Genomic DNA, 15364 nt, shown 5'->3' on the forward strand with positions numbered 1-15364 from the left:
TGCGCGCATGAGCGCCCCCGTGCTGATCGCCTGCGGCCACGGCACCCGCTCCGGGGCCGGTCGGGCGGCGGTGTCCGCGCTCATCGGTGCCCTCGCGCTGCGCACGGGCGACCGGGCCGAGGTGACCGAGGCGTACGTCGACGTGCACGGTCCCGCACTCCCCGACGTGGTGGCGCGCGTCGCCGGCTCGGGCGCCCGTGACGTCGTCGTGGTGCCCCTGCTGCTGAGTGCCGGATTCCACGTGAAGGTCGACATGGCGGGTGCCGTCGCACCGCACGTACGCGCCCGGGTCGCCCCGGCGATGGGCCCGGACCCGCGGCTGACCTCCCTGCTCGACGACCGGCTGCACGAGGTCGGCGCGACCCCCGCCGACCTGGTGCTGATGGGGGCCGCCGGCTCCAGCGACGCCGACGCGGTGGCCGACGTCGAGGCGCAGGCCGACCTGCTCCGCGCACGGTGGCCGGGGCTGCGACTGGGATACGGCGCCTCGGCCCGTCCGCGCCTGGGGTGCGAGTCGGCCCGCGTACGCCTCGAGCACGACACGAGGCTCGTCGCCCTGTCGTACCTGCTGGCGCCCGGCTTCTTCCACGGTCGCGTGGAGAAGTGCGGTGCGGCGGAGGTGACCCGGCCGCTCGTCGAGCCGGACCGCGAGGTCGACGAGCGTCTCGTCGACCTGCTCGAGGCGCGCTTCGACGCGACCCTGCCGGCCTGACCCCCGCTCCCGCCCTGTCAGGGGGAGAAGAGCCGGCCCAGCATCGACCCGGGCGACGGCGCGAGCACCGGTCGGTGCACGGCGGGCTGCGGCAGCTCGGTGACGCCGAACAGCGGCACCAGCTCGACCTCGCTGCGCACCGTGCGGGCGCGCGCCCCGTGCTGCACGTCCACGACGCACACGGCCGTGCTGGTGCCGGCACCGGCGCGGCGTACGGCCCGGATGCCGCTGGTCATCGTCGCGCCGGAGTCCGTGAGCACGTCCACCACGACCACGTGCCGGCCCCGCACGTCCGTCCCCTCGACGCGGGCGGCGTCGGGGTCGGCGACGACGGCGCGGCGTACGAACGCCGCCGGCAGCCCGGTGCGGTAGGACAGGGCGGCTGCGAGGGGGATCCCGGCGAGCTCGAGCCCCGCGATCACCTCGGTGCGGTCGGGCAGGTGCTGCACCATCGCGTCCGCGACCCGGTGCAGCAGCCCGGGTCGGGAGACCAGCCCGTACGGGTCGAGCCGGCTGATGGTGCCGTCGGCGAACCGCACCCGGCTGCCCTGGGTGTCCGCGGGGCCGAAGATCGCCGCCGCGAGGTCGCGCACGAGGGTCGCGTCACCAGGTGTCCGCGGTCCGCTGCTCACACTGCGGAGCCTAGGAAGCCGGCGGCCCGGCCGGAGCCCTTTCGGCCGGATCCGAGGCGGCACGCGCGGGATCCACCTCACGTGCGCGGCTGTTTCCGTGGTCTGGACACGGGTATCTCACTGGTGGTGCCCCCGGGCATCGCCTGAGAGCAGGCACCACCCCCGACGAGAGGAGATCACCATGGGCAGCATGGGAGACGACATCAAGGGCAAGGCCAAGGAGACCGAGGGCAAGGTCACGGGCGACAAGTCGCGCGAGACCGAAGGCAAGGTCGACCAGGCCAAGTCCGACCTCAAGGACGGCGTCAAGAAGGTCAAGGACGCGTTCAAGAACTGAGACTCACGAGGTGCCGCCTCGCGCGGCACCTGCTCGAGGGGCCGTGGCGCAGGTGCGCGACGGCCCCTTCGTGTGTCCGCTCAGGCCGGCTCACCCAGCGTCACCGGCAGGTGCGACCAGCCGCGGAGGATGCGGGTGGGTCGCCGCCGACGACCGGGTGCCAGCTCGAGGTCGGGGTAACGGTCGAACAGCACCTTCAGGCCGACCTCGCCCTCCATGCGTGCCAGCGCCGCACCGAGGCAGTAGTGGCGGCCCGAGGAGAAGGCCACGTGGTCCTTGGCGTTCTCCCGACGTACGTCGAAGGTGCCGGGGTCGTCGAAGACCTGCGGGTCGCGATTGGCGCCGGCCAGGGCGGTGGTGACGAACCAGCCGGCCGGCACGGTGTGGCCGGCGATCTCGGTGTCGCGTACGCAGAGCCGCCCCGTCAGCAGCACCGGCGGGTCGATGCGCAGCATCTCGTCGACGGCGTTGCCCCACAGCGCCGGGTCCTCGCGCAGCGCCTGCAGCTGCTCGGGGTGCTCACGCAGCAGCACGGCGCCGTTGCCGAGCAGGTTGACCGTGGTCTCGAAGCCGGCGGCGAGCACGAGGCCGGCGGTGGACTTCAGCTCGGTGTCGGTGAGCCCGACACCCTCCTCCTGCGCAACGGCGAGCTGGCTGAGCAGGTCCTCGCCGGGGTGAGCCGCCAGCTGGGCGAGGTGCTCGCCGAGCCACGCGTCGAACTCCGCGAGCGACCGCTCGACCCGACGCAGCTCGCCCCACGACAGCCCGAGGTCGAGGCTGGGCGCGGCCCCCTGACCGAAGTCGAGCACGCGGTGCCGGTCGGACTCGGGGACCCCGAGGATCTCGGCGATCATCGTGACGGGCAGCTGGGAGCAGTACGCCTCGACCAGCTCGACGGTCTCGCCCGCCCGCGCCCGGGCCTCGAGGTCGTCGAGCAGCTGGTGGGCGATCTGCTCGGCGCGCTCGCGCAGCTTCTCGACCGCCTTGACCGTGAAGACCCGGGTGACGAGCTTGCGGTAGCGGGTGTGGTCCGGCGGTTCGGTCACCAGCAGCGACGGCGGGATCAGCGGCCCCAGGAGGCGGTCGTCCTCGGCCCAGCGTGACACCTTCGCGAGCAGCCCGTTGCCGTCGGTGGGGAACCCGGTGACGAAGTCGGCCGAGGTCAGCACCTCCTTGCACGCCGCGAGGTCGGTGGTGACGAAGCCGAACATGCCCTGGTGCAGCGTGCCCTTGGCGCGCACCTGCTCGAAGACGTCGAGCACGGCCCAGTGGTCCTCGCTCTTGCCGGCGAGGATCATCTGCCCCTGCAGGTCGCCGTTGCGGGCGGACCGCGCGACCAACGTACGCGGGATCGCGTGGTTCACGCCCCAGCGCACCGGCTGGCGTACGCGGTCGACGACACGGGCGGCGGGATCGAGCAGAGCCATGGACCCGATCGTAGGAGACCGGACACACTGACGGTATGTCAGTGAGCGAGCACACGGACGTACGCCTGGCGCGGCCCGCGACCGACGACGTCGAGGCGCTCGCCGAGCTGCTGGCGGCGTTCGACGACGAGTTCGGCACCGCCCACGACGACCAGCCGGTGCTGGCCGCGCGGTTCCGGCGGATCCTCACCGGGGACGCCGCGTTCGCCCTCCTCGCGCACGGTGTCGGCGGTGCCGCGCGGGCGGCCCCGGTCGGCTTCGCGCTCGTGACGCTGCGCCCCGCTATCTGGTTCGACGGCCCCGTGGCGACCCTCGACGAGCTGTACGTCGCGCCCGAGGAGCGGGGTGCCGGCCACGGCACCGGACTGCTCGCCGCGGTCCGCGCGGAGCTGCGCCACCGCGGCTGCCCCGAGCTGCACGTCAACGTCGACGAGGTCGACGCCGGTGCGCGGCGCTTCTACGAGCGCCACGGGCTGGTCAACGTCGAGCGTGAGGAGGACGGCCGGATGCTCCTGTTCGTCGGCCCCGTCGGGGAGCCCGAGTAGCGCGGGGAGCTCGGGGCTCGCGGCTAGAAGCCCCGGCCGAGCCGCCCCCGCGCCTTCAGGCGTACGCCGGGCAGCTCCGGCGCCGGGATGCGCTGCGGGGTGTCCTCGCCGCCCACGTACCCCTCGACCGCACCGAACCGGTCCCCCTCGGCCTGCCAGGCCTCCCGGAACGCGACGACCTCGTCGTGGCTGCGTCCCACGAAGTTCCACCAGAGCACGATCTCCTCGGTGAACGGTTCGCCCCCGAGCAGCATCAGGCGCGCGCCGCCCTCGCCGGCGACCAGCGTCAGCGCGTCGCGGCCCGTGTCGAGCACCGCCAGGGCACCGCGACCGACGTCGACACCCTCGACGGTCACCGACCCGACGTCGAGGAGCACCCCGTGCTCGTACGCGGGGTCGACCGGTGCCCGCCACGTCGTGCCCGGGGCCAGTCGGACCTCCGCCCCCAGCAGCGGCGTGGGGAAGGTGACCGGGGAGGACTGCCCGGCGAGCTCGCCCACCATCACCCGCAGCTCCACGCCGCCCTCGGGCCCGGCGGGATGCGTGGGCGAGGGGCGGTGGTGCTGGAAGTCCCGGGGCGCGTCGGCCGCGTGCTCGGGCAGCACGACCCACAGCTGCACGCCGTGCAGAGCGGTGGTCTCGGCCGTGGAGACCTCGGAGTGGCAGATGCCGGCGCCGGCGGTCATCAGGTTCATCTCGCCGGGGCGTACGCACGCGACGACGCCGGCGGAGTCGCGGTGCTCGATCTCGCCCTCGAAGAGCCACGACACGGTCGCGAGGCCGGTGTGCGGGTGGGGGGCGACGTCCATGCCTCCGGTCTCGGCGACGTCGTCGGGCCCGTAGTGGTCGGCGAAGCACCACGCCCCGACGAAGGAGCGTTGCCGGGCGGGCAGCGTACGCCGCACCGTCATCGCCCGCTGGCCGCCCAGCGGCACGTCGCGGGGCTCGAGAAGCTGGACGTCGGGGGCCTGGGCGGTGCCGGTCGCGCTCATGGCCCCATCGTGCCGCGCCCACCTACGCTGGGGCCATGACGAGCTCGGATACCGGTAGCACGGAGACATCCGCGCCGCGCCGGGCGCCCCGGGCCGGGTACCTGTGGGCCTTCGGACTCGCCTCGCTGCACGCCGCCCTCACGGCGCTGCTGCTGCTCGGGGGCGGGGCGTACCTGGACTACCTGCCGGGCCCGTTGAGCGGCCCGCTGCTGCAGCCGTGGTTCGGCGACGCCGTCGGGGTGCTGCTGCTGGTCGCTGTGTTGACCTGGGCCCGCTGGTGGAGGATCACCGGCCTGACCCGCCTCACGGCCCGCCGGGACGGGTGGACGGCGCTGCCGCTCGTGGCGCTTGTCGTGCTCGGCGCGGTGGTCGGGGGCGTGCAGGCCGGCCAGGCGTGGGCCCTGGTCGGCATCACGGAGCGCTCCGCGGCCGACGTCGCGTCGTACGCCGTGCTGCTGCTCCTGATCGCCGTCGCCTCGGTGCTGCTCGCTCTCGCCCTGGTGCCCCGGCTGCTCGGAGCGGGCGAGGGGCCGGGGCAGGGACGCCCCCAGGCCGAGGTGGTGGTGATGACCGGCGTGGTGATCGCCCTCGCGGGGCTCGGCGGCGAGGCGGTCTACGCCGTGGTCGGCCCGGGCTACCTCTCGCCGCCCGTGGTCGACCTGGACCTCGTCGACCTGGCCCAGCGTCTGCTCGTCGACGGTCTGCTGGTGCTCCCGTTCGTGGCGGTCGCCCTGCGGACCGGTGCGCCGTGGCTGCTCGCCCCCGTGCTGCTGGTCCGGTTGGTGACCGTCGGCCCGGAGGGTGCGTGGTTCTGGGCGTACGCCGCGCTCGGCGCCGCGTACGCGACCTGGCTCGCCATGACCGCCGACCGCGCGTCCGGCGCGTCCGGGTCGTCCGGGTCGTCCGGCGCGTCCGGGTCGTCCGGGTCGTCCGACACCCGCGACGAGGTGCCGCGGCAGGCCTGACCGGGTACATGGACCCCATGTCACTCACCGTGCTGGTCACCGGGGCCACCGGATTCGTCGGAGGCCACCTCGTCCCGGCGCTGCTCGAGCGCGGCCACGAGGTGCGGGCCATGACCCGCCGCCCCGAGGCGTACGACGGCCCCGGCTCCCCGGTCCACGGCGACGTCGAGGACCCGGCGTCGCTCGAGAAGGCCCTCGACGGCGTCGATGTCGCCTACTACTTCGTGCACTCGCTGGACTCCGCGGACTTCGCGGAGAAGGACGCCGCCGCCGCGCGGGCGTTCGGCAAGGCGGCCGCCTCGTGCGGCGTACGCCAGATCGTCTACCTCGGCGGACTCGGCGCCGACGGGGACCCCGACGCGCTGTCGCCGCACCTGCGCTCACGGCGGGATTGCGAGGCGATCCTCGCCGAGGGCGGCGTGCCGGTCACCGTGCTGCGCGCGGCGATCGTCATCGGCCACGGGGGCATCTCCTGGGAGCTGACCCGGCAGCTGGTCAAGAACCTCCCTCTCATGGTCGCCCCGAAGTGGGTCAGCACGCGCAGCCAGCCGGTCGCCCTGACCGACGTCATCCGCTACCTCGTCGGCGTGCTCGACAACGACGAGGCCAAGGGCAAGGTGCTGCAGATCGGCGGCACCGACGTGCTCACCTACCGGCAGATGATGGAGCGCGCCTCGCACCTGCTGAACGGGCGCAAGGCGCGCATCGTGCAGGTGCCGCTGCTGACGCCGAGGCTGTCCTCGTACTGGCTCAGCCTCGTCACCGACGTCGACGTGATCACCGCCCGTCACCTCATCGACTCCATGGACAACGAGGTGGTCGTGACCGACGACACGATCCTCTCGATCGTCCCGGGGGAACCCCTCGGGTACGACGAATCCGTCAGGCAAGCACTCCGAGCACGGGAGGAGGCCGGCGCTGCATGAGCTCCGGCAACGACCCCAGCCGCACGGCCGGGACCGAGGCAGGTCCCTACCGAGGAGGCGCCGACCACCCGACGGACGGTTTCGACGACGAGCGGTCGGAGGCCGTGGTCTCGTTCTCCGACAAGATCCTCGACCGGGTCTCCGGCACCTGGCTGGGCACCCTGCTCAACGAGAACCTCGTGCAGCGGGTCGACCGCGACCACCGTCAGACCGACCGCATGTTCCTGCGCCGGCGCATCGTCGCCGCCATCACGCTCGTCATCGGCTCCGCCGTGCTGGCGATGTCGATGGCGACCGAGCCCGGTGACCCACGCTTCATCTGGCTGACGGTGCTGCTCGCGCTGGTGTGGACCGGTGGCGCCTTCGCCTCCGGGCCGCTCCACGCCGGCTACATCATGCGCAACGAGAAGCTCGAGCGTCCGGTGCTGCAGCCGTTCCTGCTCGGACTCATCGCCGCCGCGGTGTTCGTCGCGGGTGCCCTGCTCGTGGCGCAGGTTCCGTTCCTGACCGACGCTGTCAACTCGGTGCTCGTGCACGCACGCAACAACCCGCTGTGGGTCATCGTCTTCATCACGCTGCTGAACGGGCTCTGCGAGGAGCTCTTCTTCCGAGGAGCGCTGTTCGCCGCGATCGGTGTGAAGCACCCGGTGGCGATCTCGACCGTGGTCTACGGCCTCGCCACCGTCGCCACGCTCAACGTGATGCTCGTCTTCGCGGCCCTGATCCTGGGCTTCGTGGTCGGCCTGCAGCGACGGGTGACCGGTGGTGTGCAGGCCTCGATGATCACCCACGTGACGTGGTCGATGACGATGCTGCTGGTGCTGCCGCCCTTGTTCGACGCGCTGGCCGCCTGACGCCGAGGGGTCATTTCCCGCGAGGGGTCACTTCCCGCGAGGGGTCACTTCCCGCGAGGGGTCACTTCCCGCGAGGGGTCACTTCCCGCGAGGGGTCACTTCCCGCGAGAGGTCGATTCTCGCTCGGCTCTCTCCCGTGCCTGGCGACGCTGGTGGAAGGTGCGTACGAGGATCTGCTCGACGTTGCGGTCGCGCCCGAAGACGTGCCGACGCCGGAGCACCACGAGGAGCCACCCGAGCTCCTCGATCAGCGAACGACGCCAGTCGTCGTGCTCGGCGCGGTCCGGCCCGTGCCAGCGCTCGCCGTCGTACTCGACGCCGATCATGAGGTCCTCGTCCGCCAGGTCGAGGTAGAAGACATGCCCGTCCACCTCGACCGGCACCTGGAGCTGAGGCGGGGGCAGTCCAGGCGTCGTCAGCCACACGTAGCGTCCCGCGGACTCTCCGTACGACTCCGCACGCCCGTCGGCCCAGCGCACCAGGCTGCGGGCCTGCACGATCCCGCGAGCTCCGCGGAAGCGCGCGAGCTCGGCGACCATCTCGGCGTTCACCAGAGATGTGTGCCGGAGCAGGGCGTCCAGTGTCGCCAGCGCGCGCTGCGGGTGTTGCAGCCGCGCCACGTCCATGGCCGTACGCACCAGCGAGGTGACGCGTACGCCCTCGATCTCGATCACGTCGCCCGGCTCGAGGTCCCGGGTGCCACTGGCGACGTCGGACCGCCGGAGCCGACGGCCGCGGCGTGCGTCGAAGACGGTCGGAGGCTCGAGGGAGATGTGCTCACCCGGCGCCAGGGCCGCGTCTCCTGCGAACAGCCAGGCCGCCGAACCGTCCGTCGTCACAGAGGTCGAAGGGACCACCAGACGCAGCGCCGCCAACCGCAGCGACAGGGTGTCAGCGACGTCGGATGTCGCGTACGCGCCGCGCAGGATGCGCCGCACCAGACCAGCCTCGAGCAGCGCACGCAGGTCGTGGTCGCCCACGCCGCAGTCGCGCGCCATGGCGCGGGTCCAGGGGTCGCCGCGATCCAGGTCGCCGGGCACGCGGAGGTCTGACAGGAAAGGTGTCGACATGCGGACACCCTCGGGACCAACCGGTTCGCGGTCGCGCGAGTCGTACGCCGGCGGTGGAGAACCCCCACCAGGCGGCGTCCGGGAGGACAACCGGCCCACTCACGCCCGCGAGAACTGACCTCTCGCGGAAAATGCCCCCTCGCGAGAACTGCCCTCTCGCGAGAAGTGACCCCTCGGCGTCAGGCGGAGCCGCGGGGCTTCTGGTGGTCGTGCTCGTCGCCGGGCTCGGGGATCACACGGACGGCGTCCTGCTCGGCGGGCACGTCGTCCCCACCACGGGCGGGGTCACGCTCGGTGGCGAAGCGGTCGTCCATGCGGCCGGCGGCGGAGATCTCGTCGTTGTCGGCGTTGATCTGACCCGCGGGCTCGTCGCCGAGCTGGCTGGCGCGGTCGGCCGGGCCGCCGTCCTCGTCGCGGGCGGGCTCGGCGTACGGGTCCGGCTCGGGCACGCGCTGGCGCTCACGCTGGTCGATGGTCTCGCCCTGCCGCGCCTCCTCGGGGGTGGTGCCGAAACCCTGGCCGGGCGAGTAGCTCTCCGAGGGGACGATGCCTTCCTCCAGCACGTCCTCGGCGCCGCCCTGCACGAGCGTGTCCTCGGGCTGCAGCTGGTCCTCCGCGTCGACGGAGTAGGCGCCGGAGAACTGCTCGGTGTCGTTGACGTCGTGTGTGGACTCGGTGTTCGTGGGCTCACTCATGCCCCGCATCCTTTCCGGGCTCGCCACGCGCCAACCACGCCGACGCGGGGCCGTCCTGCGGTCCACGTCTCACCACGCGACCGTCGCCGTGACCGGTCATCACCGAGCGGGCACCATGGGGTCATGACCGTCGAGACCGAGACCAACGACAAGTTCGCCGCGTACGCACACCCCGAGGTGCTCGTGAGCACCGACTGGCTGGCCGAGCAGATCGACGCCGGTCGCGTCGGCACCGCCGACCTGGTGCTGCTCGAGTCCGACGAGGACGTGCTGCTCTACGACTCCGGCCACATCCCCGGGGCGGTGAAGATCGACTGGCACACCGAGCTCAACGACCCCGTGACGCGCGACTACGTGGACGGCGAGGGCTTCGCCGCGCTGATGAGCGCCAAGGGCGTGCACCGCGACTCCACCGTGGTCATCTACGGGGACAAGTCCAACTGGTGGGCCGCGTACGCCCTGTGGGTCTTCAAGCTGTTCGGTCACGCCGACGTACGTCTCCTGGACGGCGGTCGCGCGGCCTGGACCGCCGAGGACCGCGCGATGACCCGCGACAAGCCCACCCCCGAAGCGACCGACTACCCGGTCGTGGAGCGCCACGACGGCGACATCCGCGCGTACAAGGACGACGTGCTCGGCTTCCTCGGACACGGCCCGCTGATCGACGTACGCAGCCCCGCGGAGTACACGGGCGAGCGCACCCACATGCCCGACTACCCCGAGGAGGGCGCCCTGCGTGGCGGCCACATCCCGTCCGCGCACTCGGTGCCGTGGGCCCGGGCCGCGGCCGAGGACGGCCGCTTCAGGTCCCGCGAGGAGCTCGAGGCGATCTACGAGGGCGAGAAGGGTCTCGCAAGCACCGACCAGGTGATCGCGTACTGCCGCATCGGCGAGCGCTCGAGCCACACCTGGTTCGTGCTGACCTACCTGCTGGGCTACGACGGCGTCCGCAACTACGACGGTTCCTGGACCGAGTGGGGCAACGCCGTCCGCGTCCCGATCGTCACCGGCGAGGAGCCCGGGGAGGTCCCCGCGGGCTTCGGTCGATGAGCGGGCAGCAGCCCCTTCCCGCGGCGCTGCAGGAGATCGCCGACGACTTCGGCGCGATGCCACCCGGTGAGCGGCTCTCGCTGCTGCTGGAGTTCTCCGACGAGCTGCCCGACCTGCCCGAGCGGTACGCCGACCACCCCGAGCTGCTCGAGCCGGTGCCGGAGTGCCAGTCGCCGATCTTCGTCGTCGTCGAGGTCGACGGTGAGGGTCCGGAGGCGCGGGTCGACCTGTTCTTCTCCGCGCCGGCGGAGGCTCCGACGACGCGTGGGTTCGCGGGCATCCTGCACGAGGGACTCGACGGCCGTACCGCCGCCGAGGTGGTCGGCACTCCCCCGGACCTGCCGCTGCGGCTCAACATCACCGACCAGGTCAGCCCGCTGCGCCTCAACGGCATGGCGGGCATGCTCACCCGGATCACGCGTCAGGTGACGCAGAAGGCAGGGCTGTAAGGGACGTCGGTGGGCAGAGTGACACCACGATGAGTTCTGATGTCGCCTTCCTCCTCTTCGGTGCCTGCCTGCTGCTGGCGGTCGTGCTGCCCACGGCACTGACGCGCGTGGCCGTGTCGGCGCCGTTGGTGCTGATGGGACTCGGCATCGTGCTGGGCCTGAGCCCGATCACCGAGGGCATCACGATCGACCCCTTCACCAACCAGCAGGCGATCGAGCACGTCACCGAGCTGACGGTGATCGTGGCCCTGATGGGTGTCGGTCTGGCGATCGAGAGGCCGCTGTCGCTGCGCGACAAGGGCTCCCTGCGACGCTGGTCGGGCACCTGGCGCCTGCTCGCGATCGGCATGCCGCTCTCGATCGCCCTCGTCGCCCTGTCGGCCTGGTGGCTGGCCGGCGTCCCGATCGCGCTGGCGCTGCTGCTGGGCGCCGCGCTGGCGCCGACGGATCCGGTGCTCGCCTCCGACGTGCAGATCGGCGGACCGGTGGTGGACTCCGAGTCCGGTGTCGACCCGCGCCAGGTGGACGACGACGAGGTGCGCTTCTCGCTCACCTCCGAGGCGGGTCTGAACGACGGTCTCGCGTTCCCGTTCGTCTACATCGCGCTGCTCGCCGCCGGCGCGGTGCACACCGTCGACTCCTGGCAGGCCGCGCTGGGCTGGGGCTCCTACTACGTGCTGGTCAAGGTGGCCATCGGCGTGGTCGTCGGGCTCGCGGTCGGGCGGGTCCTGGCGAGGTTCGCGTACGGGTCCCGCATCAAGGCGCTGCGCCTGGCCGACCGGGGTGAGCCGCTGCTGGTGCTCGCAGCGCTGCTGACCGCGTACGGGCTGACCGAGGTGCTGCAGGGCTACGGCTTCCTCGCGGTGTTCCTGTGCGCGATGGCGATGCGCTCGGCCGAGCGTCGCGCCGCCTACAACCGTGCGATGCACCAGGTGATCGAGCGGGTCGAGGTGGTACTGACGCTCGCGGTGCTGCTGTTCTTCGGCATCGCGGTCAGCCGCGGCCTGCTGAGCGCGTTGACCTGGCAGGGCGCCCTGGTGGCGGTGCTGCTGGTGCTGGTGATCCGCCCGCTGACGGCCTACCTGTCGCTGCGCATCGCCCCCGCACCCGCCGACTGTCGGCACGCAACCACGGAGGGCGAGCGCTGGACCATCGCGTTCTTCGGGGTCCGTGGCGTGGGCACGATCTACTACCTGGCGTACGCGACGGGCTTCCTCGGCGTCGAGACCGTCGAGCTGTGGTCGATCGCGGGCCTCGCGATCGTGCTGTCGGTGACGCTGCACGGCATCACCGCGACGCCCGTGCTGGGCAAGGTCGACGCCCACCGGCGTCAGCACCGCCGGGGACACCAGGAGACGAGCGTCTGAGACGGCTGAGGGGACCATGAGGTGAGCACGGCCGCCGTTGACGGGGGAGACAACGGCGACCGGCGTGACAGACGTTATCCAGTGGGACGCATGTGCATCGTGCGCCGCGCCGGGACGGGCGTGTGGTCTGCGTCGCCGACGTCGATCGGGCTGTCTACCGGGCTGCGCACCGGGCCGCCTACCGGATGGTGACCTGACGGTTGGCCAGGCCGGCCCGCGCGGAGCGCTCCGACGCGGTGAGCGGGGCGTTCTCGGCCATCAGCTCCTCCAGCCGCGTACGCAGCGTGGTCGCGGGCTCGGCGAGCACGTCCGCGCCGGTGCCCAGCGGCAGGTCCCACACCGGGGCGAGGACGCCGTGCGCGCGGAACATGCCGACCAGGCGTCCACCCTCGACCAGGCGGTCCTCGTCCGCGGCGTGAAGACGGGCGAGCGCGTCGAGCAACGCGTCCTCGTCATCGCCCATCACCCACCGCAGGTGCTCCTTGGACCCGACGTCGGTCCAGTAGGCGGCGCCGTGGTCGGGCAGGCGCCGGGTCGGCCAGATGACGTCGTCCGCAGCCTCGATCGCCGCCGCCACGCCGGGGTCGGGCTCGTCCTCGGCCACCCAGAACGCGAACCCGTCGTGCACCGTGACCTCGAGCGGCTCGTCGGCGAGGAGGTCGCCGAGGCGGGGCCCGACCCCCGGAGAGGCGGGCACCTCGACCACGGAGCCGGGGGCGGCCTCGAGCGCCGCGAGCAGCGCGACGGCGAGGTCGCGGGAGACGTCGCCCGAGTCCCGCTGCACCTGCAGGCCCAGCATCACCTCGCCGTCCTCCCGCACGAGCGCGGGGGCGCCGCCGGGCAGCAGCGTCGCGAGCGTGACCGTACGGTCGGCGTGCTCGCCGACCAGGCGCAGCGGCGCCGTCGCCGCGGGGACCAGCTCACGCAGCGCGACGAGCTCGGCCTCGGCCGCCATGCCGGCGAAGGGCCGGGCGACGTACGGGGCCGCGCCGCTCGACGCACCGTGACAGTTCTTGAAGCGCTTGCCCGACCCGCACGGGCACGGCTGCCTGGGGCCGACCTCGCCGGGCGCGAGGGTCCCGGCGCCGGCGCCGGTCGAGGGCTTGGTGCGGTTCTTCTTCGCCATGGCGCGCAGCGTACGCGGGGCGGCCGCCGGGAAGGCCGCTGGTCAGCCGGGAGCGATGAGGGCGTGCACCGTGGCTCGCTCGGCGGTCAGCTCGGTCCACCAGCGCTTGGTCAGCGAGTCGACGATCGCCATGCCGCGGCCGGACTGTGCCGACGGCGGTGCGTCCACCCGGTGCGGCACGAGCGCGGAGCCACCGTCGGTCACCGAGACGACCAGGCCGTCGGGGCTCAGGCTCCAGCAGAGCGTCAGCACGCCGCCCTGCACCGGTTGGGCGTGGCGGATCGCGTTGCCCACGAGCTCGGAGACGACGAGCTCGGCGCAGTCGACGAGGTCCTCGAAGTCGGGAACCCGCGTGCCGGCCCCGTGGCGCGTGAGCCACAGCCGCAGCTGGCGGCGCGCGACCGCCGCCGAGGAGGGGTGGAACGGCACGCGCAGGTGGCCTTCGACCTGTCGCGTGGCGTCGAGACGTGTGTCGACGACCGACGGGCGTACCTTCTGCGGATTCATCGACACCTCCTCAGCGTCAAGTCAACGGGTTGATCGGCGTGTCTGCACAAGAAACAACTAGCCGCTGGGTAAAGAGTCACGGCCTCGCAGCATGTCGCCCGGCTTGTCCGTGATGACCGCCTCAACCCCCAGCGAGGCACACCATTCCAGGTCGGCGAGCTCGTTCACCGTCCAGACGTGCATGCGGCGCGCCCCCGTACGGCAGGCGTCACGCAGCGAGGCGTCACGCCGCAGCAGCTTGATGTCCGGGGCGGCGATCCACCCTCTGTCGTCGACACCCTGCGCGAGTACCCACGTGCGCCGCTTGTCCATGCAGTAGACGATCGGGATCCGCGGCTCCTGCCGGCGGACCCGCGTCAGCGCCACCCACGAGAAGCTCAGCACCCGGGCGCGTTCGCCGGTGTGCCACCCGAACTCGCGCAGCAGGTCCACCACCCGCTTCTCGACCAGCCCCGCGTACCTGGTCGGGTGCTTGGTCTCGATGGCGACCTCGATGCGCCGGGGCTGGCTCGCGATGGTCTCGAGCAGCGTGCGCAGCGGCAGCACCGTGTCCCAGGAGCGGTCGCGCTCCTCGGCCTCGTCGTCGAAGTCGCGCCAGGGGTTCTTCCAGCTCGCCACGTCGATGGCGTCGAGCTCCTCCAGCGTCATCGTGCTGATGACGCCACGGTGGCTCGCGGTGCGTCGCAGGTCCCGGTCGTGCGCACAGACGAGGTGCCCGTCCGCGGTCAGGCGTACGTCGCACTCGACCGCCTCGGCACCTGCCTCGAGTGCGCGCACGTATGCCCCCAGCGTGTGCTCGGCCTCCGTCGCGCTGTCGCCGCGGTGGGCGACGATCTGCGGCTGCGACGGAGGGGGCACGCACCCATGCAACCGCACGTCGTGGGCGATTGCACGCACCTGGGGGCCGGGACCGCCCCCTCAGGGGTGGGGTCGGCTCACATGTCGCGGTAGCGCCGCGCCTGGTCGAGGGCGTCCTGCATCGCACTGGCCGGAACCGGTCGGGCGGTGGCTGCCTGCCACCGTCCGTCGGCGCTGCCGTCGTAGGGCAGCCCGTACGCGGCCGTGTCCCGCTGGAACCGCCACCCCTCGGCCAGGGGCCCCGCGTCGAGGGCGTCGTACCCCAGGCGGTCGAGCACCTCGGTGGCGGCGCGCTTGGCGTCCTCGTCGTCGCCGGCGATCGCGAGCACGGAGCGCTCGGGGCTGCCGGAAGGGCGCGCCAGCGCCCCGAGGTGCCCGAAGAAGATGTTGTTGAACGCCTTCACCACGTGGGCGGTGGGGAACGCCTCCGCGACCATCTCGCTGGTCGTCGTGGACTCCTCCTCCAGCGCCGTCACGCGCCCGTCGCGCTCGGGGTAGTAGTTCAGGGTGTCGAGGACGACCGTGCCGTCCAGCGTCCCCTCCGGCACCGCCGCCACGACGTCGTCCAGGGCGTTCAGCGGCACGGTCAGCACGACCACGTCGGCGGCCGCCGCCTCGGCCGTCGTGCCGGCGCGCGCGTGCTCGCCGAGGTCGGCGGCGAGATCCGCCAGCGTCTCCGGGCCACGGCTGTTGGACAGCACCACGTCCAGTCCGGCGTCGACCGCCAGGCGCGCCACGGTGCCGCCGATGTTGCCCGCACCGATGAACCCGATGGTCGTCTCGGTCGCCTCAGGTGTCGTCTCACGCGTCATGCTGGGGTCAACCCGCGGGGCACGGCGCGTGTTCCCGCCG

18 protein-coding genes are annotated in these 15364 nt (G+C 72.6%); 9 read left to right on the forward strand and 9 right to left on the reverse strand.

Annotated elements, in window-relative coordinates:
* The first annotated feature begins 7 nt into the window (after positions 1–7).
* Entirely contained in the window at positions 8–712 is a 705-nt protein-coding gene (locus KLP28_06270) for a hypothetical protein (GenBank protein QWC86294.1), read from the forward strand.
* 17 nt (positions 713–729) lie between these two features.
* On the opposite strand, the gene KLP28_06275 is transcribed toward KLP28_06270, so the two are convergent.
* Positions 730–1344, reverse strand: coding sequence for a hypothetical protein (locus KLP28_06275; protein ID QWC86295.1), 615 nt, complete (start codon positions 1342–1344; stop codon positions 730–732).
* A 181-nt stretch (positions 1345–1525) separates the two neighbouring features.
* On the opposite strand from KLP28_06275, the gene KLP28_06280 reads away from it, so the two are divergent.
* Positions 1526–1681, forward strand: coding sequence for a CsbD family protein (locus KLP28_06280; GenBank protein ID QWC86296.1), 156 nt, complete (start codon positions 1526–1528; stop codon positions 1679–1681).
* Positions 1682–1761: 80 nt separating this feature from the next.
* Here KLP28_06280 and KLP28_06285 read toward each other — a convergent pair whose 3' ends face one another.
* On the reverse strand, positions 1762–3108 hold the full coding sequence (locus KLP28_06285; GenBank protein ID QWC86297.1) for a cytochrome P450: 1347 nt from the start codon (positions 3106–3108) through the stop codon (positions 1762–1764).
* 41 nt (positions 3109–3149) lie between these two features.
* On the opposite strand from KLP28_06285, the gene KLP28_06290 reads away from it, so the two are divergent.
* The gene (locus tag KLP28_06290; GenBank protein QWC86298.1) at positions 3150–3653 is read left to right on the forward strand and encodes a GNAT family N-acetyltransferase; all 504 of its coding nucleotides are present in this window, start codon (positions 3150–3152) and stop codon (positions 3651–3653) included.
* A 23-nt stretch (positions 3654–3676) separates the two neighbouring features.
* Here KLP28_06290 and KLP28_06295 read toward each other — a convergent pair whose 3' ends face one another.
* Positions 3677–4645, reverse strand: coding sequence for a pirin family protein (locus tag KLP28_06295; protein QWC86299.1), 969 nt, complete (start codon positions 4643–4645; stop codon positions 3677–3679).
* Positions 4646–4680: 35 nt separating this feature from the next.
* On the opposite strand from KLP28_06295, the gene KLP28_06300 reads away from it, so the two are divergent.
* The 3 genes from KLP28_06300 to KLP28_06310 all read left to right on the forward strand — a co-directional run bounded on the left by KLP28_06300 (position 4681) and on the right by KLP28_06310 (position 7390).
* A complete protein-coding gene (locus KLP28_06300; GenBank protein ID QWC86300.1) occupies positions 4681–5610 on the forward strand; it encodes a hypothetical protein in 930 nt (309 codons plus the stop codon).
* 8 nt (positions 5611–5618) lie between these two features.
* Positions 5619–6536 (forward strand): NAD(P)H-binding protein, encoded by a 918-nt coding sequence (locus KLP28_06305; protein QWC86301.1) that lies wholly within the window; start codon positions 5619–5621, stop codon positions 6534–6536.
* 218 nt (positions 6537–6754) lie between these two features.
* Positions 6755–7390 carry a CPBP family intramembrane metalloprotease gene (locus tag KLP28_06310; GenBank protein ID QWC86847.1) on the forward strand — a complete coding sequence of 212 codons (636 nt, stop codon included), beginning with the start codon at positions 6755–6757 and terminating at the stop codon, positions 7388–7390.
* A 95-nt stretch (positions 7391–7485) separates the two neighbouring features.
* Here the strand turns inward: KLP28_06310 and KLP28_06315 are convergent, their stop codons facing one another.
* Both KLP28_06315 and KLP28_06320 read right to left on the reverse strand, forming a co-directional pair.
* Positions 7486–8460: a hypothetical protein gene (locus tag KLP28_06315; protein ID QWC86302.1), complete on the reverse strand. Its 975-nt coding sequence runs from the start codon at positions 8458–8460 to the stop codon at positions 7486–7488.
* 179 nt (positions 8461–8639) lie between these two features.
* Entirely contained in the window at positions 8640–9155 is a 516-nt protein-coding gene (locus KLP28_06320; GenBank protein QWC86303.1) for a hypothetical protein, read from the reverse strand.
* A 123-nt stretch (positions 9156–9278) separates the two neighbouring features.
* Between KLP28_06320 and KLP28_06325 the strand changes: the two genes are divergently transcribed.
* Genes KLP28_06325 through KLP28_06335 form a run of 3 tightly spaced genes read left to right on the forward strand, consistent with a single transcriptional unit; the run spans position 9279 to position 12021 of the window.
* Positions 9279–10205, forward strand: coding sequence for a sulfurtransferase (locus KLP28_06325; protein ID QWC86304.1), 927 nt, complete (start codon positions 9279–9281; stop codon positions 10203–10205).
* Entirely contained in the window at positions 10202–10654 is a 453-nt protein-coding gene (locus KLP28_06330; protein QWC86305.1) for a SufE family protein, read from the forward strand. Before KLP28_06325 ends, KLP28_06330 begins: the two co-directional genes overlap by 4 nt.
* A 29-nt stretch (positions 10655–10683) precedes the next feature.
* Positions 10684–12021 (forward strand): cation:proton antiporter, encoded by a 1338-nt coding sequence (locus KLP28_06335; protein ID QWC86306.1) that lies wholly within the window; start codon positions 10684–10686, stop codon positions 12019–12021.
* A 178-nt stretch (positions 12022–12199) separates the two neighbouring features.
* Here the strand turns inward: KLP28_06335 and KLP28_06340 are convergent, their stop codons facing one another.
* From KLP28_06340 to KLP28_06355, 4 genes are all read right to left on the reverse strand, one after another.
* The gene (locus tag KLP28_06340; protein ID QWC86307.1) at positions 12200–13147 is read right to left on the reverse strand and encodes an SEC-C domain-containing protein; all 948 of its coding nucleotides are present in this window, start codon (positions 13145–13147) and stop codon (positions 12200–12202) included.
* A gap of 42 nt (positions 13148–13189) precedes the next feature.
* Positions 13190–13654, reverse strand: a complete 465-nt coding sequence (locus KLP28_06345) for an ATP-binding protein (protein ID QWC86308.1) — start codon at positions 13652–13654, stop codon at positions 13190–13192.
* A gap of 57 nt (positions 13655–13711) precedes the next feature.
* Positions 13712–14512 (reverse strand): glycerophosphodiester phosphodiesterase, encoded by an 801-nt coding sequence (locus KLP28_06350; protein QWC86309.1) that lies wholly within the window; start codon positions 14510–14512, stop codon positions 13712–13714.
* A gap of 77 nt (positions 14513–14589) precedes the next feature.
* Positions 14590–15324, reverse strand: coding sequence for an NAD(P)-binding domain-containing protein (locus KLP28_06355; protein QWC86310.1), 735 nt, complete (start codon positions 15322–15324; stop codon positions 14590–14592).
* Positions 15325–15364 lie beyond the last annotated feature (40 nt).

The sequence above is a fragment of the Nocardioidaceae bacterium genome (assembly GCA_018672315.1).
GTDB lineage: Bacteria > Actinomycetota > Actinomycetes > Propionibacteriales > Nocardioidaceae > TYQ2.